Annotated in this window: 17 protein-coding genes; 7 read left to right on the top strand and 10 right to left on the bottom strand. The window is 36.2% G+C overall.

Features of this window, described 5'->3' with window-relative positions; all coding sequences use genetic code 11:
- Positions 1–4: 4 nt before the first annotated feature.
- The 6 genes from C6N34_RS09005 (at position 5) to C6N34_RS09030 (ending at position 7,418) form a co-directional block, all read left to right on the top strand.
- Entirely contained in the window at positions 5–835 is an 831-nt protein-coding gene (locus C6N34_RS09005) for a hypothetical protein (protein WP_115538546.1), read from the top strand.
- A complete protein-coding gene (locus C6N34_RS09010; RefSeq protein WP_006278865.1) occupies positions 828–1,691 on the top strand; it encodes a TRAFAC clade GTPase domain-containing protein in 864 nt (287 codons plus the stop codon). Before C6N34_RS09005 ends, C6N34_RS09010 begins: the two co-directional genes overlap by 8 nt.
- 4 nt (positions 1,692–1,695) lie before the next feature.
- Positions 1,696–4,404 (top strand): hypothetical protein, encoded by a 2,709-nt coding sequence (locus C6N34_RS09015; RefSeq protein WP_236106946.1) that lies wholly within the window; start codon positions 1,696–1,698, stop codon positions 4,402–4,404.
- A 286-nt stretch (positions 4,405–4,690) separates the two neighbouring features.
- Positions 4,691–6,037 (top strand): hypothetical protein, encoded by a 1,347-nt coding sequence (locus C6N34_RS09020; RefSeq protein WP_147290747.1) that lies wholly within the window; start codon positions 4,691–4,693, stop codon positions 6,035–6,037.
- A 59-nt stretch (positions 6,038–6,096) separates the two neighbouring features.
- Positions 6,097–6,261: a hypothetical protein gene (locus C6N34_RS09025; RefSeq protein ID WP_181884028.1), complete on the top strand. Its 165-nt coding sequence runs from the start codon at positions 6,097–6,099 to the stop codon at positions 6,259–6,261.
- A gap of 287 nt (positions 6,262–6,548) precedes the next feature.
- On the top strand, positions 6,549–7,418 hold the full coding sequence (locus C6N34_RS09030) for a DNA-methyltransferase (protein ID WP_115538544.1): 870 nt from the start codon (positions 6,549–6,551) through the stop codon (positions 7,416–7,418).
- Here C6N34_RS09030 and C6N34_RS09035 read toward each other — a convergent pair.
- The 10 genes from C6N34_RS09035 to C6N34_RS09080 form a co-directional block, all read right to left on the bottom strand.
- Positions 7,398–8,132, bottom strand: coding sequence for a hypothetical protein (locus tag C6N34_RS09035; RefSeq protein WP_057178074.1), 735 nt, complete (start codon positions 8,130–8,132; stop codon positions 7,398–7,400). The two genes, C6N34_RS09030 and C6N34_RS09035, sit on opposite strands and share 21 nt — an antisense overlap.
- Positions 8,133–8,423: 291 nt before the next feature.
- Positions 8,424–9,317 (bottom strand): transposase family protein, encoded by an 894-nt coding sequence (locus C6N34_RS09040; RefSeq protein WP_057178093.1) that lies wholly within the window; start codon positions 9,315–9,317, stop codon positions 8,424–8,426.
- Positions 9,318–9,622: 305 nt separating this feature from the next.
- On the bottom strand, positions 9,623–14,698 hold the full coding sequence (locus C6N34_RS09045; protein ID WP_115539040.1) for a DEAD/DEAH box helicase: 5,076 nt from the start codon (positions 14,696–14,698) through the stop codon (positions 9,623–9,625).
- Positions 14,646–14,990 (bottom strand): hypothetical protein, encoded by a 345-nt coding sequence (locus C6N34_RS09050; protein WP_236106949.1) that lies wholly within the window; start codon positions 14,988–14,990, stop codon positions 14,646–14,648. The genes C6N34_RS09045 and C6N34_RS09050 overlap by 53 nt, the downstream gene beginning before the upstream one ends.
- A gap of 24 nt (positions 14,991–15,014) precedes the next feature.
- Complete coding sequence (locus C6N34_RS09055; protein WP_071242330.1) at positions 15,015–15,356, bottom strand: HepT-like ribonuclease domain-containing protein; 342 nt, start codon at positions 15,354–15,356, stop codon at positions 15,015–15,017.
- Complete coding sequence (locus C6N34_RS09060; protein ID WP_006278641.1) at positions 15,346–15,636, bottom strand: nucleotidyltransferase family protein; 291 nt, start codon at positions 15,634–15,636, stop codon at positions 15,346–15,348. The genes C6N34_RS09055 and C6N34_RS09060 overlap by 11 nt, the downstream gene beginning before the upstream one ends.
- A gap of 36 nt (positions 15,637–15,672) precedes the next feature.
- Entirely contained in the window at positions 15,673–15,897 is a 225-nt protein-coding gene (locus C6N34_RS09065; protein WP_071242329.1) for a hypothetical protein, read from the bottom strand.
- A 308-nt stretch (positions 15,898–16,205) separates the two neighbouring features.
- Positions 16,206–20,330, bottom strand: coding sequence for an Eco57I restriction-modification methylase domain-containing protein (locus tag C6N34_RS09070; protein ID WP_181884041.1), 4,125 nt, complete (start codon positions 20,328–20,330; stop codon positions 16,206–16,208).
- A gap of 64 nt (positions 20,331–20,394) precedes the next feature.
- Positions 20,395–20,793, bottom strand: coding sequence for a four helix bundle protein (locus C6N34_RS09075; RefSeq protein ID WP_006277079.1), 399 nt, complete (start codon positions 20,791–20,793; stop codon positions 20,395–20,397).
- Positions 20,794–20,941: 148 nt separating this feature from the next.
- The gene (locus C6N34_RS09080) at positions 20,942–23,836 is read right to left on the bottom strand and encodes a helicase-related protein (protein WP_115539038.1); all 2,895 of its coding nucleotides are present in this window, start codon (positions 23,834–23,836) and stop codon (positions 20,942–20,944) included.
- A gap of 950 nt (positions 23,837–24,786) precedes the next feature.
- Between C6N34_RS09080 and psbA the strand changes: the two genes are divergently transcribed.
- Positions 24,787–25,869 (top strand): photosystem II q(b) protein, encoded by a 1,083-nt coding sequence (psbA, locus tag C6N34_RS09085; protein ID WP_006277031.1) that lies wholly within the window; start codon positions 24,787–24,789, stop codon positions 25,867–25,869.
- The last annotated feature ends 107 nt before the right edge of the window (positions 25,870–25,976 follow it).

Genomic DNA, 25,976 nt, shown 5'->3' on the forward strand with positions numbered 1-25,976 from the left:
GAGTATGAGTAATATCCATATAATTGGGCCCCAGGCCGCAGGTAAAACCACATATTTAGCAGCTTTAGCCTACCAACCAGAGACATCGAGATCACCCGTGAGACAGGCAAATATTAAGATAAAGACATTAAATGAAGAAACCAGAGAACTAGTAGACAAAGCAGAAAACATAATTTTACAGGGAGCTTCTTTAGAACCCACCCAGAAATATGTCAAAACCATTGATGATTTAAAAGTTTACTCATTTTTAATTGAAATCAAGAGAAAATGGCGGAACCTAGAGAGACTACAACTAACAGTAAGAGACTACCCAGGAGAAGTTTTTAAAGAGTTAGAATCTGGTTCTAGGGATCCGATACATGAAGAATTTATAAACGAGTGTTTGAGCGCAGACACCCAGGGTTGTTTAATCCTGCTAACCGAGTGGGAACAAGGGATAGACAAATTTTATAAACGAGTATTCAGAAGATTTATAGCCCTGATGGATGAACAACAAAGATTGCAAAATTTGCGATTAGCCATAGCCATGAGCAAATGTGAGAGAGGGGAATTATGGCCTGGTAGATTAGATCCTGAAAGCGACCTATTTGCCATTCACTTTCCAGACACACTACGCTTGTTAAGAGACAATATTCCCCAGAAAAACCTAGAATTTTATGCCATATCCGCCTTTGGAGTTTTAAGTAACAAAGATCCCCGACCCAACCGTAAAGAAGAACTAGGAAAAAAAGACAGATACTCTGTTTTAAGAGATCCCGACAGATGGTCACCATACTGTTTAGTATCCCCCCTTTATTGGTTAAGTACAGGTAAGAGGATCCAAGGATATGTTTAACTTCTTCAAAAAGAAAGATAAAACATCACAGGATAGTGCCTCAGTGAGACTAATAGGCGATCGCACTGCGGGGAAGACCACCTATATGGCATCCTTAGCGAGGTGGCCAAATGCCAACCCTGAAAGTTTAGTGCAAGCAGTAACAGCCATAGACGAAGGGGGACAGGATCTAATCAGCAAAGCACAAAACATACTAGAGCAGGGACTAGAACTAGAAAGTACCCAACTATCCTCCAACGTATCAGACGTTAGAGATTGCACCCTGCAAATCACCCTAAAAGAGAAAAATCAACTACTGAATTTAAACGTCAGTTGTAAAGACTACTCAGGGGAATTTTTTAGAGACCTATTGCACCAAAACAATTCCCAACTAGAGGAATATTTAGAAGATTGCGTCCAGGCCAATGGTATTATATTTTTAGTTGATGGTAGTAGTAGACGTAAGGACTCAGAGTATGTGAATGGGCTAGATAAGTTTTTGTTACTATTAGATCGGAATGATATAGCGGGGAGTAAAAAGAGGATTGCTCTAGTATTAAATAAATGTGAACAACCGGACCTATGGGTAAACCGAAACAAACCAGAATACCTAGCATCTGCGAGATTTCCCCAAGTGTGTAGTAGATTAAAGGCCTGGCAAAAAATGGGAGGGGGGAACATAGAGTTTTTTACAGCATCAGCATTTGGTATGTTGGGTACTAAATACCCAGAACCCAACGTAAACTTATTGACCAGAGGGAGATCAGGAGTGACAGCAGTCATTAGAAATCCCAAATTATGGAGACCCTTTGGTTTAATTGCTCCCATTTATTGGCTATGTAAAGGTTCTCGTCATCCACAACTAGATAACGGTTAAAAATATGAACTCATCTGACAATAAAATCCACGAAATACACAAAATACATGAATTTAGTACAGGTATTCACTTTGAGCAGCGAGGTAATAGTTGGGTTTCTACAGGGTTTACTGGGCGATATATGAACAGCACCATGGGGGAGATTCCCAAAGTGGTAGAGAGGTCAATTGCCAATGAAGAATTTGCCCTAGCGGAAGGATCATCCACAGAGAAACCAGCAATAATTGCCAGAATATTAGGGAGCGGGGATGATATTTGGTCAGTAATAGCAGTGGTTACCAGGGGGAGAGATGAAGTAGGGAGGAGTGCAGCTTTTCACCGTTATTTTTTATGTCAGGGAGATCATAAACTGAGGGTAATATTAGCCTGGTGGGAACAAAATAACCGACCAACATTTAACCCCCTGGATAAACAAGATGAGGGTAGTCCCCATATATTTGAAGGGGAGGTTCCAAAATTACCAGATTTAGAGCAAATATTGCTATTATTCAAGGTACAAACTAAACCACAGGAAGAGCAAAGATTATCATCCCCCGCACAACAATCTGAATTTACACAGGAACTCTTACAACAGTCAGATGTACAAACTGAACCGCAGGGAGAGCAAAGATTGCCATCTCCTGCACAACAATCTGTATTTACATGGGGATCCCAACAACCCTCTGAACCACAGGTGGGTGGACACCAATCTACACAGAGAGTTCAACCATTATCATTCGAGATAGGAAAGCCATCAGGACAGCAAAGATTATCATCCCCCGTACAACAATCTGAATTTACACAGGAACTTTCACAACCGTCAGATGTACAAACTGAACTACAGGGACAGCTCCCATCTCCTGCTCAGCAACCTGTATCTACATGGGGATACCAACAACCATCTGAACCACAGATGGGTACAGGGGAATACTCCCTATTTCAGCAATTAAGTCCCATAGTTTTAGAGCCAAATGTCCAGTATGATTTATATACCATCAACGTATTAGCAATTAACAAATGGAACTCCTGCAAAAATGGACTACCAGTATGTTGGGCATTTGACGTAGAAGCACTAGTCAAACCAGAAAGATTTCAGGTGATTAAACCAGCATCCCAAAAAGCAAGAGATGGAATAAACAGAGCGATCGCAGCTGGGAGTAGAGTGATCAGAAATGCGGTAAACATTGATGAAGCAGCATTAAAATCTGCTCTCAGGAGTTTAGCAAATAGTTCTCAAGTGAAACCCGAATCAGTAGAGACCATTGTAGATGGGTTAAACAACAAAGATGTCACTCGTGAATATTGGTACAGTTTATTTAATGCTCAAGGGACAGATAGAGCCATTAAAGAAAACATTTACAGTCCACAAATTGTCAGATTAATGACCTTGAGAGCATTAGTTATTCCAGAAACATTACCAGAATTTTTGCAATGGTTGAACATCCAAAAGGGTAGTAATGTTGATGGTAATCAAAGAGTATCATTGGAATTACAAAAAAAGATTCAGCCACTATTTCCCAAAGAGAAGATAGGGGCGGGTATTACCTATTTGTTACCTAGTTTATTAGCTGGTAAAATATCAGTAGATGGGTTATGTTGGTTATTAGCCAAGAGTGGTGGTGATACCATTTGGGCTTATGGTCGAAATCAGTTTATAAACAACATCAAATATGATCTACAATTGATTTATAATTATTATTCCAAACCAATAGTGGGACCTTTTAATGAAAGCACCCTTGAATGTGGAGCGGAAGCTTGGAAAAGTTTAATTAACAGGTGGCAAGATATCCGAAGGATGTATAAAAAATGTGAAAAGTATCGACCTTTAGCTCAATTATTTGAACGATTCAAAGAGTGTAATTTAGCTGGATATTTTTACCAAGTTAGTAATGGATTTGTTAAAAAGGATCTATTTTATGAAATAGCTGAGGCGCAAAATCGTCCTTCACCGGTTATTTATGGTTTAGGAATTGAAAAAGAACTAACTTTAGAGGATATTATTATTGGTTTAGCTGATGGCGTTGTTAAATTTTTTAATCAGGATGTAGATATGAAACTTGTATTTGTTATTCCCGCTTCACTGTTAATCTTAGGAAGTGGTTGGTTCATTGGCTCAAAAACTTGGCATTATTATGTCAATGCTAATGAAGCTGAGAAGTTCTTGTGTAAAAAATTTGGTGGTGGTGAAAATTGTCCCATTATAATGTTCAATGGGGAAGCCCACTATTCTTTTGAGGAGATTAAAGAAGTAATTCCCACAGTTGTGCAGCAAGTTGTTAAGGAACGAAAGGAGTTACCAACTCCAGAATCAACAAAAGCTGCGGTGACAAAACCAGCAGGACAAAATTCTGGTCAACAAGATGATAATGAACCAAAAGTTGCTCAAAAGCTTGCTCAAATTTTAGGTGATTCAAACCTTCAATATGATGATTTAAAGAAAGGAACAATAGAACAAAAAGCCCAAACATCATGGGTAATAGCAGTGTATAATTATCAAATCAAACACAATATAGTAAAAAAAGTCATGCAGAAGAATGATAAAGAAGAGTGCGTCTTACCCTTATTACCAATGTTTGATAATTTGTGTTTATGGAAAAATGAACCAGAGAAAAATAAACCAGAGAAAAACAAACCGGAAAAAATAACAAATTTTTCTGCATTGAAAAATAAATTAGTGGAAGATATCAATAAAACAATGAATAAACCAGAAACTTCAAAAAACAGTAAAGGGTAAATTAATAAACATACAACCACACTCCCAAACAAATATGAAGCCAGAAACCCAAACCTTGCTCAAACAAGCGATTCGCAAATTAATCCACACCTCCCAAGTCAAACCCGAAGCAGTACACACAATTGTAGATGGGTTAATAAATAAGGAAGTTACCTCCCAGGACTGGGAAGATCTCTTCAATCAAGATGGTGCCAGTATTGCATTGCAAGAGAAGATATACACCCCCCATTTAGTCAGACTAATCACACTCAGAGCATTAGTTATTCCAGAGACACTACCCGAATTTTTGCAGTGGTTAAACATCCAAAAAGCCAGTATCACTGATGAGCACAAAAGAGTATCCTTAAAACTCCAAAAAGGGATTCAGACCTTATTCCCTAAAGAGCAAATAGTAGCAGGGATTACTTACTTGTTACCCAATTTATTAAATCGTAGAATGCCAGTAGATAAATTATTTTGGTTATTAGATGGGAGTAATAGTAATAACATTTGGGCTCACGCTCGAAATCAGTTTATAAATAACATTAGAGATGATCTACAATTAATTTACAACTACTACTCAAAACCAATGACACAAGTTGTTGGTGAAATTACCCTGAACTGTGGATCTGGGGTTTGGAGAAGTTTAATGAACAGATGGGAGGGTATTAGAGAATATAACAAATGCAAAGAGTATCGACCTTTGGCTCAATTGTTTGAACAATTAAAAGAGCATGATTTGGCTGGATATTTTTATCAGGTTAGTGATGGAGTTGTTAAAAAGGATTTATTTTGTAAAATAGCTAAAGGGCATAGTCCTCGTTCACCAGTTGTTTTTGGCTTAGAAATTCGAGAAATACCTTTAGAGGATGTTATTATTAATTTGGTCTATAGTTTAAGATTCTTAGGAATTGAGGAAAAACTAACTCATGAGTTAGTTGATTTTGTTCTTAAAATTAGATTGGTTTATAGATATAAAATTGTTAACTTTTTTAATCAGGATGTAGATATGAAACTTGTATTTGTTATTCCCGCTTCGTTGTTAATCTTAGGAAGTGGTTGGTTCATTGGAGCAAAAACTTGGCAGTATTATATCAACGCTAATGAAGCCGAGAAATTATTGTGTAAAAAATCGGGTGGTAGTGAAAACTGTCCGGTTGTAGTATTGGATGGACAAGCCCACTATTCTTTTGAGGAGATTAAAGAAGTAATTCCCAAAGTTGTGCAGCAAGTTGTTAAGGAACGAAAGGAGTTACTAACTCCAGAACGAACAAAAGCTGCGGGAACAAAACCAGCAGCAAAAAATTCTGGTCAACAAGATGATACTGAACTAAAAGTTGCACAAAAGCTTGCTCAACTTTTAGGTGATTCAAAACTTCAATATGATGATTTGTTGAATAACCAGCCAACAGAAATGGTCAAAAGACAATGGGTAATAGCAGTATATAATTATCAAGTTAAACGCAGCATACAAAAAAAAGGGAAAGAAGAGTGCGTCTTACCCTTATTACCAATGTTTGATAATTTGTGTTTATGGAAAAATGAACGAGAGAAAATAATAAACTTTCCTAAATTGGAACCTACATTACTGGAAGATATAAATAAAAAGAATGGACAAACAAGAAACTCGAAAAAAAAGCGCAAAGTAAATTAATCGATGTACAACCAGATCGCATTTTTAAAAACATTAACAACTATGGACTAACTAAAAACATGAACTCATCTGACAATAAAATCCACGAAATCCATGAATTTAGTACAGGTATTCACTTTGAGCAGCGAGGTAATAGTTGGATTTGGATAGGGTTTACCATAAAATATATGAACAGCACCATGGGGGAGGAGATTCCCAAAGTGGTAGAGAGGTCAACACATTAGGTTCTCCTCTTGTGTCAAACCTGGTTGATATGCTCTTACCCTGGAGAAAATCGTACCTTTAATCAGAAGAAATGCTTACATATCCCAAGTTACAACAATGTGTTCCCATGAGTTGACAAACTCTCATATTATAAGTTATTATGTCCGGGGTCAAGAAAAATGCAATTACCTTACAACCTTTTTCATCCTTGTGGGTAAAATCCCTTGTCTATTGAGAATAGAGTGATTAACTGCTAAAATTTAGTATCATCAAAATCTTAACATTCAATAATTCTGAGTTAAAATATATGAAACTAAATGATTTTAAATCTTTTTTAGGTAATCCTGTTTATGAAGATAAAGATGTATTGATTTACCAAGGTGACTCATTAACAATCATGAATAAATTACCAGCAGGATGTTTACCCTTAACCGTTACATCTCCTCCCTATAATATCGGCAAAGAATATGAATCTATATTATCATTAGAAGATTATATTCAATGGACATCTAAATGGATTAATCAAGTTTATTATTGCACATCATCTTCTGGTGCGTTTTGGCTAAATCTTGGTTATCTTTCTATTCCTAATACAGCTAAAGCAATTCCAATCCCCTATTTAATTTGGGATAAAATTCCTTTTTATTTAATCCAAGAAATTGTTTGGAATTATGGTGCGGGAGTAGCAGGTAAATTGTTTTTTTCTCCTCGTAATGAGAAATTTTTATGGTATGTAAAAGACTCTCAAAACTATTTATTTAATTTAGATGATATCCGTGATCCTAATGTTAAATACCCTAATCAAAAGAAAAATGGCAAATTAAAATGTAATGTTAACGGAAAAAATCCTACTGATGTTTGGCAAATCCCCAAAATTACATCTGGTCAAAATCGTAGTTCTAAAGAAAGAACTCCTCATCCAGCACAATTTCCAGTTGAGTTAATTAGTCGAATCATTTTAGCCAGTAGTCATCCTGGAGATATTATATTTGATCCTTTTTTTGGTTCTGGTTCAATAGCAGAAGCAGCTATAAAAACAGGACGTAAAGCAATAGGTATTGAAATCAATCCAAATTATGTAAACATTGCAGTACAAAGAGTTAAAAATATCAGATATGAGAAAGAAAATCAAGTGAAACAAGGTAGTTTATTTGATTTAGTTACTGATATTTTTTGAGAGATGAATTTCCTGTTTTTGACGCATAAATTGGGAACGTCTCTTTTTCACGATTTCGGGGATATATTCATTTTTATTATCTTGTCCATCAAATCCTAATCTTAAATAGACATTACCTCCTATTCCTGGTATTACTTCACCTTCGTTGGTGCGTTCATCGTCTTTAGCAAAATAAAGAAATTCAAATTTACTATAAATATTTTCGTCAAATTCATCTTTGAGTTTTTGCTCTGCATTTTTATAAATGACAGGTGCAACTATAAATATCTTCTCTGGTTCTATTTTTTGAATCAAGTTCACTAAGTTAGTTCTGACTACACAAGCACCAGAAATAATAGATTTAATTACAATCAAATACTGAACCTTCCCATGGGAAGGTTCTTGATATTTTTTGAGGATGGGAGCTACTTTTAAATCTTCTATTTCAAATGGAGAAAATCGCTTGTTCCAAAAACAAGCAAAGCCAATATTGTGATAATGATTTTCTAATTCTGAAAGTATGCCTTTAGCTAAAAAATCAGCATCTTCTACTGTACAAGCAAGGTATATATCAGAAGTTTTATCATTAATTTTAGTCAGCAAGAAATTACCAAGATTATCACCTATCTTGGTCATAGTTTCTTTGTACTGGTCTGGATTGACACCCTTATTGGCTAATGTTTCCAGTAATTTCCGAACGTCTTGGTTGCAAATATCTGTATATAACCTAGTCATATCAAGAACACCTCCAAATCTTCAAAGGAAGTAGGGCGATTTTTTTTAATAAGTTCCTGAAATTTTTGAAACCTTGCTGTTTCGATACTGTAAGGTAATGTTCCTGCATTAGACATCTCCGGAAATAGCCAAAGCGTTACCAATACTACTTTTTAAGGTGAGACACCCCAATACAAAAGTAGCTAGCTGGTATGTTAAAATAAGCGTTAGAGATGCCTCTTGTTGGGAATTAACCAAAAGATAACACCTATCTGAGATAATTTATTTTTAGCCAAGTCCAAATCTTGATAACTAAAATAAGTAGGTTCCCATTCGGAAACGAACAAGTCCACAAATAGTCATGATTACCTGTTCATACTTACTTGAATTTAATCGAAATCTTTCTTGTGCCACTCTGAATATTTTCACTACACGAATTAAATGTTCAACAAAAATTCGTTCGGAAGCTAACTCTTTATTTTTTTCTTTTTGTTCAGACGTTAATTCTTGGTTTTTAGGTTTTTTTGTCGGAGTTTTCATTAACTCCTCTCCTTGATAAGCTTTATCACCACTAAATTTTTGTTTTTTATCAAATATATTTCTGGTTTCACGGAATAAATTTACATCACTTTTTGGACCAGGTTTACCCGCTACTACATCAACAATATCTTTACCATTTGGTAAAACGATTAGTTGACTTTTTCTAGTATGACAGGCTTTTTTACCTGAATAATATTTTTTTTGTTCTTGGTACTCTCCAGGTCTGTCTATAGGCTGTTCATAGCTATCCACTATTAACTCAAATTCTGTTAATATTTCTTTAACGACTTCGTAATCACTGGAGTTTTTTTTTACCTGTTCTAGCAAACTTGGTGGCAATAATTCTCCTATTATTGGCAACCAATAGTTAAAGATATCATTTGCAGTTGTTTCACTTACTCCAAATTGAATACCTAGTAGCTGAAATGTTGTTAACTGCCGTAAATATGTTAATGTTAAGATTATTTGCTCCGACGGTGATAATTTGGGTTTGCGCCCTCCACCGCCTTGAATAATTCGGGTTTTTTTTGATTCAACCAATTGTTGTTTCTGATGATGCAGTTTTATGGCTTTTTCCAAAAGTTGCTGTAACTGCTCATACTTCAGACCCAATAAACGGTGTGATTCGTGAGGATTATTCTGGATATATTCAGATATGTTGCTCATAATAAGTTGCCAAAAATACCATTTCATATTATTTTATCACACTTTGATTCTTTTTCGGAGATGTCTATTTAGACCGTCGAAATACTCCCATTGTAAAAACCCTCTGGTTAAATTATATGTGAAACCGTCTATTTTATCAAAGATTTCTTTTATTTCTGGATTTAGCTGTAGTTCTGTATAATTACGAATTACGAATTACGAATTACGAATTACAAATTACGAATTACGAATTACGAATTACGAATTATTTTATCCCATAAAATATATGAACAGCACCATGGGGGAGATTCCCAAAAATGATCAGTTTACAAACTCCCTAAAACCTCCAACCCCTCACCCCAATTCTCATTATACCGTAGAGTTAAAACTTGATAACTAGCATTGTACCTGAGATTATCCCGCTCAATTTTATCTTGCTTTTTCTGCTCAGGACTATCATGAACTGAACCATCACAAAAGAGAGCGATCGCATCTTCCTTATACACAAAATCTGGTTTACAATTGGCTTCAGGAATAAATTCCTGTGCAGCATCAGGTAGTTTATACCCCCGTTGATAAATCTCCTGTAACACTACTCGTTCAAAATCAGAGTTTGGATCTGTTTGAGAAAGCAACTTTTGATATTTTGCACTGCGGTCTATATCTGATATTTCTACTGTACTTGCTTGCAGTTCATCTAGCAAAGATTTAATCAGATGACGATTAATTAACGCATGGTCAAATTGATTCCTATAGGAAAGTAAACACTCATAACAAGCTTGCACACAGGTATCCTTGGGTTCTAAGAAATGACAGATATCTAAAGCAGCATTGGCGATTTTCTCAAAAGCATTTGCTTGCTGTAGTAGCTGAGATAAAACTCCTGCACCACCTTCTGATGCTTCCCAAAATAGTAAATATTTTCCTTCACCTAATCTTTCTGAGTCCAGTTCATCTGGTTCTAATTTATAAACTGCTTGAATTGCTGTTTCTAGGGTATATTGGAGTGTGCCAATAAAACCTTCTTTGTTATCTTGGGGAACATTCAAGGGTTCGATGACAAGAATATTGCAAGTGTCTTCTACCATTAAATTTACTTCCCTATGTAACCTTTCTGGAGGTAAATTTGTTTTTGTGTCTCCCCAGATACCTGTTTTCACATCTAATTTAAATCCCCGTTCCTCGGTGTTTCTCTTCAGTCCTCTGTTAATACGCCAAATAGTTGCTGTAGCTCCATAGGTTAATTTGAATAGTGGTGTATTATCTGCTGCTAAAACTGTAGCTGATTCTTGTTTTTGAAGCGCATAACGGAAATGGGTGGTAGTATTATAACCATATTTCAATCTTTCTTCTTCATCGCAGGTAATACGTTCTCTTCTGTGACTAAATACTGTCTCCATTGACAACACACGATTTAATTTAGCTAGGTTTTGAGAACTATCAGGTTTAATTTCTACACCGCAATTTTCACAGTTATTCAGTGCTGTATCTAGATGGAAATAACCACAGTTAAAACAACAGCTTACTCGTTGATATTGACTTTCAATTCCCCCCACAGGTACTTTGGTTTTTGACACCATAAATTTACTACCTTCATAGTAAATAATATTACTGGGTGCAAATTCCCGTAAGGCCACAACACGAGGACGAGAGATAAATTCCCCCCCATCATTGGTGGGTACGAATGCTCGTACAGGTAAGCGGGGAAAGTTAAATCCTGGTAAAAATCCTTCAGCAGCAAAGTAGCGATAGGGATAAAATTCAAATTCGCTATTACTTTTACCTTGGTTGTGTCCTACCAGTAAATCTATTTGCCGTTCTGCTTCTACTCTTTGAGCTTTAGCGTTTTTTAGTTCTTCCTCTGTAACATGACCAGCAGCATAACGACTGATTATGATGTTAGCCTGATCTTTTTGTTTGACTGCACTATCATAAAGTTTACGCCAGCGATCGCATTTTCTATCAAAGGTATTCAATGCATTTTCTAGGGTAAATTCTAGCCCATGTACAGAATACCAAGAGGCTTTTTGTAGATCACTTTGACAGAAAGGATCTGCAAGTATTGACTGAGTAGCTTTTAGACATTCAGCTAATTTTGTACGACTAAGTGTTAATTGTTCACGTACACTATCTTTTAGGGGATAACCAGCAACATCTAAATCAAGAATTTTGTTCATTGAGTCGTCTAAATAAACTCCTGTATGTGCTAACCAAATTGAATACACATGAGATTCAACTAAATCTTGATTTGCTAATTCTAATTTAGGGGGAGCAACAGCACCAGCTACCATTTGCTGTTGACGTTGGAAAAAATATTGATCATGTCCACTACCAATTGCAGCATAAGTTATTACTAAAGCCTCCTGACCACTCCTCCCCGCACGTCCGCTACGTTGGGCATAATTTGCAGGACTGGGGGGAACATTACGTAAGTGAACCACGCTTAAGTCAGAAATATCTATACCTAATTCCATTGTGGGAGAACAGAATAAACTCGCTAATTCTCCTTTTCTAAATCTTTCTTCCCGTTCTTGACGAGCCTGAGTTTTAACTTGTCCTGTGTGTTCTCGCCCTTCCATTGCTTGAATTTTTTGGGCGCTAGTTTGATAAAACTCTTGAAAGAATCTGTTAACAGGTATTTTTACATCTTCTTGACCCTGTAAGCGCTTAGACGAAAGAGGATCAGGGGGAATTTCAGTTAATATTGTAAATTTCCATACCAAGGAACTAATTTGTAATTGAATACCATTTTTAGTAATTAAAAAACCAGCATCAGCTAATGCAGTAATGAAGGTACTAATTAAAGTATTGTACTCTGTTTCTGTTAACAATTCACTGCGTAGTGACCAAGCTTTAGGAGAACGTAAAAACCTTCCAATTTTACTTTTAGTTGTTAATTTTACCGGAGCTTTGTGTTGAGATTTTGCTTTATAATTACCATCAATAGTGGCAAATTTGGCAAAATGCCATTTCTCATTTTCATCAAATACCCAAGGTTCTTTAATTGTTTGAAAAACATCTCTAAGTAAAGAATCCTTATTATCAGATTGAAGTAATCTAGCGTCTATTGCTAATTCTCGACGGAGATGATTTAATAAAGCTAAAGCAGCAGTCAATCTCTCTTGAGGAGTTGCTTGTAATAAAACTGGATGACGGTGTTTATTCCAAATATCTTTATTTGTACAAATTTCCTCTAATCCATCATATTCAATTACCAAAAGTCCACACTGTTCTAAATTAGGTTGAACAATACGCCATCCTCTGCGTAAGTCTTCATAAAGACGATATTCAATTAAGTCTTGAAAAGCCTTTTCATTGCGTGTTTTACCTTTCCCAAATTCTGCCTTTTCTTTAGCATAATCTTTTTGAGATATTCCCATTTGTTTAATAACTTCACCCACTAATTCACTATGAGTAAGTTTTCCTTTACTTTGCAATGCACCTAACAAAGCAGCACGTAAAAAACTGGTTTGCACAAAATCATTAAAATGCCCGGCTTGTAATGAGGCATCCTGGCGATTATCGGTAAAACTGAGAATTTTGGCAGCTTGTGCTTTTTCACCTGTGAAAACTTGTTTGAGACGGCTTACAGTGGATAAACAGAGGAGGGTGGTAGCGGTACTTCTACCTTCACTACTCAAGCGCGAAAGTTTAGTAAATTCGTTTTTATTTCCATCATGAACCACACCACAATTTAAACACACGCGAAATGGTCTAGGAACAAACCAACAAGTTGTTCCTTGTAATAGGGAAGTTGTAACTTTTCCGTTGGGGAGAATTTGTAATTTTTGGGGAATGAATTTAGCATAATCTTTTCCAGGAACTCGTCCGTTCTTTTTGGTTTCGGTAAACCAGGAGTCAGGAAGTCTTTCTTCGTCTTTATAAGGATCCCAAAGTCCTAGTTCATCTAAGGTAAGATAACCAGCTTTTGTATCAGCATATTCAGGATTCATATCCAATGATGTGGGGAGTTGGGGAAGGACTACTTGTTTATCCTCATTGTAATGAATAACATAATAATCATGTCCGCATTCCCGACAAAAGACGAGGGGATAAAGTAAACGTTCTTCTGTGGTGGTATATTGTCCTTCCAGGGTGAGGAAGCGTTTTTCGGGAGTTTCAATAGTAGAGTAAACGCTACCACCTTGGGAGATAAATTGATGAAGTCGAAATGCTAAACCTTTAACTTTACTTCCCCATAAAAACATCTGTTTAAGGAAGTCTAAACAAGTGTGGTGAGAAAGTTGAGTTTCATCAGCTAATTTTTCTGCAGCATTTTCTAAACTTATAGGTGTTCTCCTGACAAGATGACCTTGTTTATCTTCTAAACCAAAGGTCATTTCTATCCAATGACTTAGAGGATGGTTTTGGAAGTTCTCTAATGTTTGTTCTGGTTCTGGTGGTAAACCTTGATCTATACTTTCTCCCAGTTCTGTAATGGTAGGTTGAGGACTTTTAATGGAACGTTCTAAAGTTTCGTCAATGACGTTATCAGGTTTAATTTTAACACCAAATAATTTACTTGCCACATCTGCAACTACTTGACGACGTTGTGCGCGTGTTCCTTCTGTGGACATGGTAGCGCTTGTTCCAATACATAATAATTGGTAATTATTTCCCCATGCTGCAATTTTTCCACAGCGTTGACGTAATTTTCTAATTAATATTGCCACATCTGCACCTTGTCTACCTCTATAGGTATGCAGTTCATCTAATACGAGAAATTTTAATTCTGGAGAAGCAACGAGTTTTTCTTCTTGGGTGCGGGAAAGCATTAATTCCAGCATCACGTAGTTGGTTAATAATATGTGGGGTGGGTTATTTTGAATTTCTATTTTTGTGCTTAAATTTTCTTGTCCAGTATATTTAGCAACCCGAATATGACTATTAGGAACGTTGTTAAGAAATTTATTTAATTCTTCTTCCTGGGAGTTAATCAGGGCGTTCATGGGATATACTAAAATTGCCCTAACTCCTTGAATTTCTGGATGACGCAGTAAGTCATCAAAAATGGGGACAACATAAGTCATGCTTTTGCCTGAACCTGTACCTGTTGTTAATACATAAGGTTCTTGTTTTTTAGCAGTTTCAAAAGCTTGTTTTTGGTGATAATGGAAATTAAAAGGATGACCATTTTTAGAGAAGTATTGTGTACAGTCAGGATGGAGAATACCGTTTTTAACTAATTCATTAACTGTTGCACCAGGACGATATTTAGGATTTAATTGTACTAAGGGATTTGTCCAGAGTTGTCCTTTTTCTAGTTCTTGATTGACAAATTGTTGTACTCTAGGATCACGAATTTTTAAGAAACTTTCTATATATCGACGATAATCGCCTATAATTTGATTACGGAAATTGAATATATCGAGATAATTCGTAATTCGTAATTCGTAATTCATAATTCGTAATTGTGGAAGGTTGGGGTGTGCGTCCTAAACGTTGATCTATATATGCTAATAATTGGTTGGTAAAGGTTTGTGTACAGGTGTCAGAGTTAAAGATTTCTGTGATGTCTTTATCATCCCATTCTTGGGGAATATGGGTGAAAATTAAATCAAGTTGTTCTGGGGGGAGTTCAGCAATATTTGTACAGTCAACTAATGCTAATTTTTGTCCCATGAGGGTACTAATTGATAATATTGCTGCTTCTGGTTGTTGGATGAGTTCTTGTAGTTTGACTGGTATTTTCATAATGTATAATTTTTAATTAATAACTTAAAATTCTTGAGCAATAATAATTAAAATCGCTGATTTTACAGGACTAATTTTAGTGTGAATGATATCCCAAATAATCTCATCTTCTAAAGAGAAGTACGCATGAACTAAAATATCTCGTAATCCGGCAATTTTGCGCCATTCAATATCTGGATATTTATTTCTTATTTCTGGGGGAATTTGTTTAACTGATTCTCCAATAACCTGTAAATTTCTAATTACCGCATCAAATCTTAATTCATCAGCAAAAAAACTCCGTTCATCTAATCCTTGAGTATAACGGAGAATTTTATCACAACTAATTAAAATATCATCACAATAAAGTTTTAAGCTACGCGACATAAATAGCATCCTTTTCTACAGCATCAATAATTTGAGGTTTCAACATTTTTTTCGTGACTAAATCAACGGATAAAGATAAGTTATCTTCTAAGAAAAATTTTAAGTCCATATATTCATCAAAGGTAACTTTACCTTGAAATTCTACTAATAAATCAATGTCGCTAGTAGTTTTTGCTTCATCTCTTGCATAAGAACCAAATAAAGCTAAGGAAGTTACACCATAACTTTTTATGGTGGTTAAGTTCTGTTTGAGAAAGTTAATTAAATATTCTCTGTTCATAGTTTTTAATTTTGTTATAAGTTTCTCCTAAATTTATTAATCTTCTGCTATTCCACGGGAATCATAAACTGCTTGTAAACAATCTTGAAGATCATCACCTTGCCATTTACCAACATGGCGTAAAATTGATTTACCTGAACCTAGACGTTGAGGAGGTTTTGCTTTTTTCATTTTCATGTTTTTTACCATCTTTAGCAATTCTGCTATTTCTGCTTCTGTCATGGTTTCAATTTCTGCAACGAGTTCTTCTTTAAATGTCATTTTTGTTTCTCCTAGTTTTACTAAACTTAAAAATTGTCTGAATCAGGATTTCCAGGATTTGAGGATTTTCAGGATGTTATTGATAATTTATTGGTGAATATCTAAGATTATAAAATACAATTATCATTATGGTCAACTCATAAAAGCAGATAATATAAAACTTTACATCTCATTTATTAAATATCATCCCCAAATCTCTATTTTTCATAGACAATAAAACACTTACATCCTGTACATCCTCTAATCCTGGATATCCTGATTCAGACAAAATAATTACGAATTACGAATTACGAATTACGAATTACGAATTACGAATTATCCCACGCTTCTAATACTAATCTTTGGGTTCTATATTCTCCATATTGTTTGATTTCATTGTTCTTTAAAACTCTAAATGTTTCACTAGGAAAATCTACACCATATACATCCGCAGGATCTAATATATATCTCAGTTCATCACGGGTTAAACCATAAAGTTTAGCGTAATATGCGTCTAATTCTGCTCTGATTAATGCACGTCTGTTAGGATTCCAAATGAATGGAGGGAGTTGAGAATCAAAATTCGGGAGTTGTAAGTCAAGTGCAAAGGGTTGCATATCCCAGGATGTGTATACTAATTCTAATACGCGGGGGGCAATATATTCTATGTCTTTTTCTGTGTATCTTTCTGGGGGAATAACTGGAAGTTGTTTGACTATGAAAAAACTAAAGCTAGTTCCTCCCAATTTTTGACGAGTGACAAAATCAAAAACTAAACTATTAACATTAGCTAGAAATAAACAATAAAATTGAGGTTTATTTTGTTTTAACAAAACCAATGGTGCTTTATGATTTACAGCAACTTTAGGTAATAAGCTAAAAATTGCAGTACGTTCATCAGTTGAACGACAAATATCTCTAAAACCTAACAACCAATTTTTATCCCATCTCCCACTTAACTTATTTTCAACTTCCTTTTTATCTACCCAATAACGAGGTTTAATAGTAAAAGATAAATCGCTTTTTTCATCATCTGTTAAATCACGAGTATCACCATTATCTGTATAAGTCGCCCAACGGTGATCAAATTGATGAAACATTTTCGCTTCATATAATGGGACTTTCAGATCCGGGACTTCTTGAAGAAGTCCCGGATCTTGGGTGTGAAATAACCCGCTATCATTAGCCATATCAAACATACGCATAAACGAAAAATTCCAAGGGTTAATTCCCGTTTTCTCATTTTCCAAAACTGGCACATTTTGATATATCTTTTTAGTTAATTCCGCATCTTTGCTAGTTCTAAAAACTGGACAAGTGAGAGTATTAGGATTAATTAATGCTATATCTTGCGGTGCAAGTTGAAACAACCGCGTTTGATTTTCTAATTGTTTAGGTTGAGTTAAGAAAAAAGCAAAATTACCCCGTTTTATTGCTTGACTAGTCATAGCAAGTAAAGAAAATTTATAACTGCGATGTACAGAAGTGAATATTGCTTCTCTATTTTCAAAATCATACAAACTTGCTAAATTCTGCTTTTGAATTAAATCACCAAAAAACCGTTTACAAGTATCATCAGTAGCAATACCAGTGGGAACAATTACCCCAACCCTACCATTACTATTAATTAACCTTCTCATAGTTTCTGCAAACACAGCATAAGTATTAATATCACCCACAGCAGTTAACGGAAATCTCCCCGACTCCCGAATAAACCTACTTTGTGCTTCCGCATCATGTTTAGCATCCTCAAAAGCTTGCGCCAATGCTGGATTTTTCTTAGGTAATTCCTTAATCAACTTTTCCCGTGCTGCTTTATTTTGTGCATTAGCAATTTCTAAACTGCGAGAGGCGAAAAACTCCTTTTCTTGTAACTTAATTCTCTCCCAAGGAGGATTACCCAAAACACAACTAAAACCACCTTCTTCAAAAACTTCTGGAAACTCTAAAGGCCAGTGAAAGAAATTATATTTACTAGCTAAATTATTCGCAGCATCAATTAACCCTTGTAATTCATAATTCGTAATTCGTAATTCGTAATTAGATTGAGAATTGAGGATTTTTTGGACAATTTCACGTTTTAACTCTTCTAGTTTTGCTGTAGTTGGTAAAAGTTGTAAATTATGTTCAGTCAAATACATAAAAAACGCCGCAGTCCATAAATTACAAGCTGCTTTTTTCAACCACCAATTATTATCTAAAAGATTATCCTGATATTTTTTCTCTTTTTCTTTAACTTCCTCAGGTGTATTTTCAGAAAAGTTCGCTAATTCTTGCCATAATTTAGCAAAGATGTAATTATGATCAGCAGAAGTTTCAAAAATAGATAATTGTCCTTGACTGTCTTTTTCTTTTTTATTCCGCTTTTTCAAATTTGTAGATAATTTCTTATCATCTCCTGTGACAGGTGTAAAAGCATTATCTGGAATGCCATCATTTAAACAATCTAAATCTAATACCCCCACCAAAGAATTACCGCATTTAATTCTATGGTCTAAAAAATTCAATGGTTTATCAGTAGAAAACCCTTCTATCCATAAAGCCACCTTACACAAATCTACCGCCAAAGGGTTTAAATCTACGCCATAAATACAATTTTGAATTACATCTCTAATGGCAATTCTTAAATATTCTGGTGCTGGTTCTGCTTCCCCAGTTCTAATTTTCGCTAATTCCTTACCTATGCGTCGTGCTGCTGCTAATAAAAAATGTCCAGAACCACAAGCGGGATCTATGACTTTAATACTTAATAGAGATAATTCGTAATTCGTAATTCGTAATGCTCCCTTCGGGAGAGCTTCGCTAACGTAATTCGTAATTCGTAATGCTCCCTTCGGGAGAGCTTCGCTAACGTAATTCGTAATTTCAGACTCCGTATTATTACCCGACTCTCGACTCCCGACTCTCAACTCCCTATTATTCGACTCCCGTAATTTTTCTTCTATTACTGGTTCTAAAGCTGTTTTAATTAACTGTTGGACAAGTTGGGGAGGTGTGTAATAAGAACCTGTGGTTTTTCTATCAGTTCCAAAAATTAAGTTAAATTCATAAATTCCTTGGCTGTTATTAACTTGTGGGTGAAAATCTAATAAACTTTCATACACACTACCCAACTCTTCCACATCTAAAGCAGCATAATTTACCCGTCGTAATTGTCCCTTATCTTCATACAAAGATAAACAACGAATGGCAGTTAATAAATCATAATTATCAATACCACAATCATCTAAATCTGTCAATGTTTGTGAACCAAACAAACCACCATTTAAAGGCGATAAACCTAAAATTCTACCGCGCCAATCTTCATCAAATAATTTAAAAGTGACTCGTAAACCTTGCCAAATATCTTGAAAACCTTCCCGACGATAGCGGGGATGTTCCGCTAATTCTCTTAATCTTTCAATGCTGTAATATTTAAGATAGATTCTCGCTTTTTCTGCGTCTTCTCCTACCAATAATAAATTACGGGATTCTGCCACCATTAAGAATAAGAGACGATAAATTAATCTTAATAATTGACGATAATAAATTAATTCATAATTCGTAATATTTCCTTCGGAAACCCTACGCGAACGTAATTCGTAATTATCCGAGTATCTTTGGCGGAGATTTTCACTATCACGATGTTGTAAAAAACCATTACCTAGATGCACCAAGGCTTTTTCTACCCCATCCCGCAGTCTGTCGCGTACTCTTCCCCCTTGCTGTAAACTCTCTTGATGGTAATATTCTAACCAGCATTTATCCGCATCATCCGCAGTTTCTGGTAAGCGCGAACGGTGGAAAAGCCTATAAAATAAACCAAATTCAGCAAATTTTTCGCCATTAAGAATCTGCTCTAAGTCAAATTCGATATAAGTAAGGCGAGTCATCAAAGACGAGTCACGTAATAACCGCCAACGAAAACCATTAGTAGTGATAGCCCAAAGATGCTCAGTCTTGTTGAGATAGTCTTGTACTAAAGCGTGTGCTGATAATCGAGGTGTACCACTAGGAGGACGTTTATCAATATCCAGACGACAACCAATAATGTGGATCGGGGGATAATTCGTAATTCGTAATGCTCCCTTCGGGAGAGCTTCGCTAACGTAATTCGTAATTGAAGAGTCGGATGGTAATACTGCACGATGGGAGATAGCATAGGTTTGTTCTTCCACTACCTCAGCTTTCGGGGTATATACGGGGATATAACCAAGACTACGTAACAAAGGAACTGCCCACATTTCACGGGTAACGCTAGTAGCAGTATCTTCAGCGTTTAACCTTTCTAATTGACGTTGAAATGCGACCCAATAAGACTTAACATCACCCCAAGCGATCGCAATTTCATCTTCAAGCTTATCAGTTTTAGATAACCCAAAATCTGATGGTGTTTGTCCTTTGATATTACCTGTTAATAGTTCAGTGGTAATATCAGGTGTTAATAGGTTGCCTTCAAATTGAATACCAATCATAGTTTTAATTCGTAATTCGTAATTCGTAATTCGTAATTCGTAATTCGTAATTCGTAATTCGTAATTATTTTTCTTTGAGTTTTTTGGTAGAAGCGACCAAGATTTTCCCAATTTCGTTAGCTTCTTGGAGAAGAGAAGTAAATTTTGGTTTACTCACCAACTCTGATTCTATTAATATTTCTAACCAATATTGAGTTTCTCTAGCTTCTTTAAGAGCTATTTCTAATTTATGAATAAAGTCTTTATCAGATTGAGCAGATTGAGATTCTCTAACATTTGCACCAATGGAAGTACCAGAACGAAGTAATTGTTTAGATATTGTCCGATAAACTCCTGATTTTTCATCAAGAAAGTAACAAGCCTTAATAATTCTAATAGCAAATTGTTTTGTTCTATCTGTAATCGTGATATGATTGTTGGTTTTGATATTTACATTTGCATTTGTGTTTGTCACCTTTAACATCCTCCCTTGCTTCTTCTTTCTTAAATTACGAATTACGAATTACGAATTACGAATTACCAATTACGAATTACGAATTACGAATTCAGTTTTCATGACAATTTTGGTAACGGGTAATTAATAATTCTGTACATCCTAATTCCGACAAAAATTATAAACTATTTTTACGTTTCCCTGGTTGTAAAATGTACACACCTAATAAATCCATCGGTAATTGTGGTGTAACCTTAACATCCACCTCTTTAGTAATTTTCCTCACTCGTTGATGCGATTCATATAAAGAAAACGATCGCTCTTTGGCAAACACTTCTAAATCTGCTTTTAACTCATCAAAAGAATTTAAAAAATCCTCAATTTCCTGTTTAGGATTAACAGCATTCCCCACAGGGTTAGCTTGTTCCAAAAAAGCTTTTGCTTCCAGTGGTGCTAACCAAACCGGGTTAGATGGTGGACCCGTAAACCCAACTACTACACATTCTTCTCCTAATAGTTCATAATTTCGCTTCTCAGAATTTCCACTTTCACTTAACTTACGATTACTAACTTTCTGTTTTAATAAATGTCGCAATCTAAATAACAATAAGGTAGTCCGTTTACTCACAGTATTCGTAATTGTAAAACCACATCTAGCAACTAAATCATTCTGATTATTCAGTAAAGCTACCTCTAAAATGTGCCGTGCTAAACCTTCAACCAAAAGATGATTTCGCCCTACATATTCCACCCCCTCCGGTGCAGGAGTAGTGAAAGTAATTAGACGTTTTTCATTACCTAAAACGGGTTGTAAAAAACTGGGAATTGACGGTAATAACCATGCTCGCTTTTTTTCAATCAAACCACAATTTAACTTTTCACAAGCATTTTTAACAAACCTTTCTACATCTTTTTCATTACCTAAAATTTCATCAGATTCTAATAACTCCTGTTCAACTTCTGTAGGTTTAATTGCCTTTTGGGCAAAACGAGTCCGACTGATCTTCTCCCTTTCTACGGCCTTATCCCATTGTTTATGCACCTGTTCAACAGCAGATCCATCATCTAACAAATCCAATAAAGATAACTGTTGTGCATCCGTACTTTTATCAAATAAAGACTTAAACACCGCTTCCGAAACAGTGATACTATCCACTGGCACTGGAACAGTAATTCCCAGAGTTTTATGTATTTGTACTGCTTTGCGAATTAAAACCTCTAAAACCGCCCCATCTACAGGATTATCTTGACCATAAAGTAAACAACTTTTCACCTTTTCTGCTATTTGTCCATAACGGTCAATTCTCCCTTCTCTTTGTTCTAAACGGTTGGGATTCCAAGGTAAATCATAATGAATAACCGCACTAAAATGAGATTGTAAATTTATCCCTTCACTCAAACAATCAGTTGCCACTAATATCCTTTGAGGATAGGATTTTAACTCGTTTAATTTTACTTCTCTCTCATCTTCTGACTGTTCCCCATGAATGGCAATTACCCGAATTTGAGAACCTTTCTTTTCTAACTTCTGCTTTAAATTTTCAGCCACATAATTAGCTGTATCAACATAACGACACCAGATAATTGGATGATGATTATTTGCTAAAAGATTCTGCACATAAATAGCACAAGCTTGTAATTTTTGGTCTTTATTACCCTGTAATTTTTCCGCAGCTTGAATAAAACCCCGCAGTTTGCGTTTATCAACATCTTTATAACTCCGCTGTCCCTGTTCTACGACTACAGTGGGTGCAGCATCTACCGCTTGTTCCAAGTCCGTAGGATCATAAACATAAGAACTGAATAATTCGTAATTATTATTTTCCGACTCCCACATTTCCCCCAACTCCCGACTCCCAACTCCCAACTCCCGATTTAAACTACGATTTAAAGTAGAGATCGCAGCAGCAGGGGAAGACATCACACACCGAATTAAAGCCAAAGCTGACCAATAACGCCCCTGACGTTGGCCATAAGTCATATCTACCGTAGTATTTCTTACTAACCCCCGTGCAAAATTATAAACTTCCTCAAATAGTTCTTTATATTCCTTAGATAATTTATAGGGTTCCTCATCAGATTGACGTTCTGGAAAAGGTGTTTGATTACCCAACCACAATTTTACATCTGCACGTCGTCGTTGGATAAAATGACCAGCTAAATTATCTCGTTCTGTTTCTGTGAGTTTATCCAAAGTCAAATCAGCAAACTCTGCTTTTAATAAACCCAATAAAGATAAAAAAGATTCCTCAATTCCACTATGGGGAGTAGCAGTGAGTAATAATAAATGACGGGATCTTTTTTCAGCTATTTCGGTAATTAATTGATGTCGTTGTTGTTGGGATGTAGTCTTATTACTAGCACGGGTACAAGTATGAGCTTCATCTACAATCACAAAATCTGGGCAATGTTCAATAAAACTGGCTTTTCGCCGTTCTGATTTGGCATAGTCTAAACTAACAATTATATGACGATAATAACTAAAAATATGAGAACCATTAGGTATTGCCCTTTCTAATTTAGAAGCTGTACCAGAACGAACTACCACAGCATCAATATGGAATTTTTCTCTTAATTCTTGTTGCCATTGATCACATAAATGGGGAGGACACAATACAGCAATTCTGGCAATTTCTCCCCTGTCTAATAATTCTCTGACAATTAAACCAGCTTCAATAGTTTTACCAATGCCCACATCATCAGCAATTAATAATCTGACTGTTTCTAACCTTAAAGCCATTAACAATGGTACTAATTGATAGGGACGAGGACGCAAGGACAACCTACCCAAACAGCGAAAAGGACCCGCCCCACTCCGTAATAAATGCCTTGCAGCATCCATCAATAATAAAGCTGCACTGTGGTCTTTTATACTGTCAGCAGTAGGTTTAGGAAAGGTAGCTGGTTCTAGGGTTTCTAGGTTTAAGTGCCGAAAAATACCAATAATTTCCTCTTCGTTGCCACTCAGGGGACAAAGGCGGATTAAGTCTGGGTTTTCATCTGGTAATACTACCCATTGCCGACTACGACAGCTGACAATGAAACCAGGGCTATAATTTAATGTATCTGTCATTGTTTTCCCGTGTTACCAATGTTAACAGTATTGACGCTACCATCGCTAAAAGCGAGGGATTCCCTGTTCATCCAGTTACCTTATCTAGGAGACCTTTGAGGGTATTAGGGGGAATGTAAATGGTCATAGGTTTAAATTTGCACAGACTTATCCTACCACTCGACTCTTAGCTGCAGCTACTTGGTTGGGTGAGTCTGAATTGGCACGAACTGAGATCATATAGACCGTCAAAGCTCAGAACCTTATTGTTCAGTTTGTGTCTCATTTAGATGTGATCGGCATTGACCATTCTGTATCAACATAACATGGTATCAGGTTTTTTAAAAAAGTCAAGGGCTAGAGTTTAGGTTGGATTGAGAAAACCCAACAAGGAATTCCCTCTAGTTTGGCAGATATTAAACAAGAAAGGTAATTCCAACACGGACCAATGATTAGAACTTAGTACAGACAAAACAAATCCTAAAATTGAAAGACTTGAAACCCAAACTCTCCCAACAGTTCCTCAGTATTAATCTCAAGAAGGCGATCTCCCCTAGGGAGTGCTTCGCAATCGTCCTAAAATTCCTGTCACTTTTTTATCTATACACAACTTAACTATATCATATCCCATCCTGGGTACTTTAACTGGAGTTTAGACTAACAAAATGAGCGATCGCATTTTTTATCATAATTCCCATAATAGTGTATATATAAAAATAATCAAATCAAATTCTATTCAATATTCTACCTAATACAAACAATCAGTAAAAAGCTAACTTGAGCGTTAAGACTAGTAACTTAATACCCGGAAACCCCTACCACATATAGGAAAATCCTCAATTGGCAAAATTATGAAAAATTTTGTAGAAACCCCTTTACAAAACTAAACATCTGTCTTAATATAAGTTCATAAAGTAGAAACACCTACCTGAACATACATAAACCTCCGGTTAAACCGCATTTATAAAACCATGACCACTGCCATTCAACAGCGCCAAAGCGCTAACGTATGGGATCGCTTCTGTGAATTTATCACCAGCACCAACAACCGCCTTTATATTGGTTGGTTCGGTGTATTAATGATCCCCACCCTACTTGCAGCTACCACTTGCTTCATCATTGCTTTTATTGCTGCTCCTCCCGTGGACATCGACGGTATTCGCGAACCCGTAGCTGGTTCCTTGATGTACGGTAACAACATCATCTCCGGTGCTGTGGTTCCCTCCTCCAACGCTATTGGTTTGCACTTCTACCCCATTTGGGAAGCTGCATCCTTAGATGAATGGTTATACAACGGTGGTCCTTACCAACTAGTAATTTTCCACTTCTTGATTGGTGTAGCTTGCTACCTAGGTCGTGAATGGGAATTATCCTTCCGTTTAGGCATGCGTCCTTGGATTTGCGTAGCTTTCTCCGCACCCTTGGCAGCTGCTACCGCAGTATTCCTAATCTACCCCATCGGACAAGGTTCATTCTCTGATGGTATGCCTTTAGGTATCTCTGGAACCTTCAACTTCATGATTGTGTTCCAAGCAGAGCATAACATCCTCATGCACCCCTTCCACATGTTAGGAGTAGCAGGTGTATTCGGTGGTAGCTTGTTCAGCGCTATGCACGGTTCCTTGGTAACATCTTCCTTAGTAAGAGAAACAACTGAAACCGAGTCTCAGAACTATGGTTACAAGTTCGGACAAGAGGAAGAAACCTACAACATCGTAGCAGCACACGGTTACTTCGGACGCTTGATATTCCAATATGCTTCATTCAACAACAGCCGTTCACTACACTTCTTCTTGGCAGCATGGCCAGTAGTAGGAATCTGGTTTACAGCACTGGGTGTAAGCACCATGGCATTCAACCTGAATGGATTCAACTTCAACCAATCCATCATTGATTCTCAAGGACGGGTAATCGGTACATGGGCGGATGTAATCAACCGCGCTAACCTAGGTATGGAAGTAATGCACGAGCGTAACGCCCACAACTTCCCCTTAGACCTAGCTGCTGGTGAAGTAGCACCTGTAGCATTAACCGCTCCCGCAATCAACGGTTAATAACCAATACTATTAAATGAAAAGCTCCTCACCTAGTGGGGGGCTTTTTTTATGGCATATTATTTGAGTAATGCCATGAGTTGAGGGTGTTGGGTTTCGTATTAAAC

The sequence above is a fragment of the Cylindrospermopsis raciborskii Cr2010 genome (assembly GCF_003367075.2).
In the GTDB taxonomy this organism is placed as follows: Bacteria; Cyanobacteriota; Cyanobacteriia; order Cyanobacteriales; family Nostocaceae; genus Raphidiopsis; species Raphidiopsis raciborskii.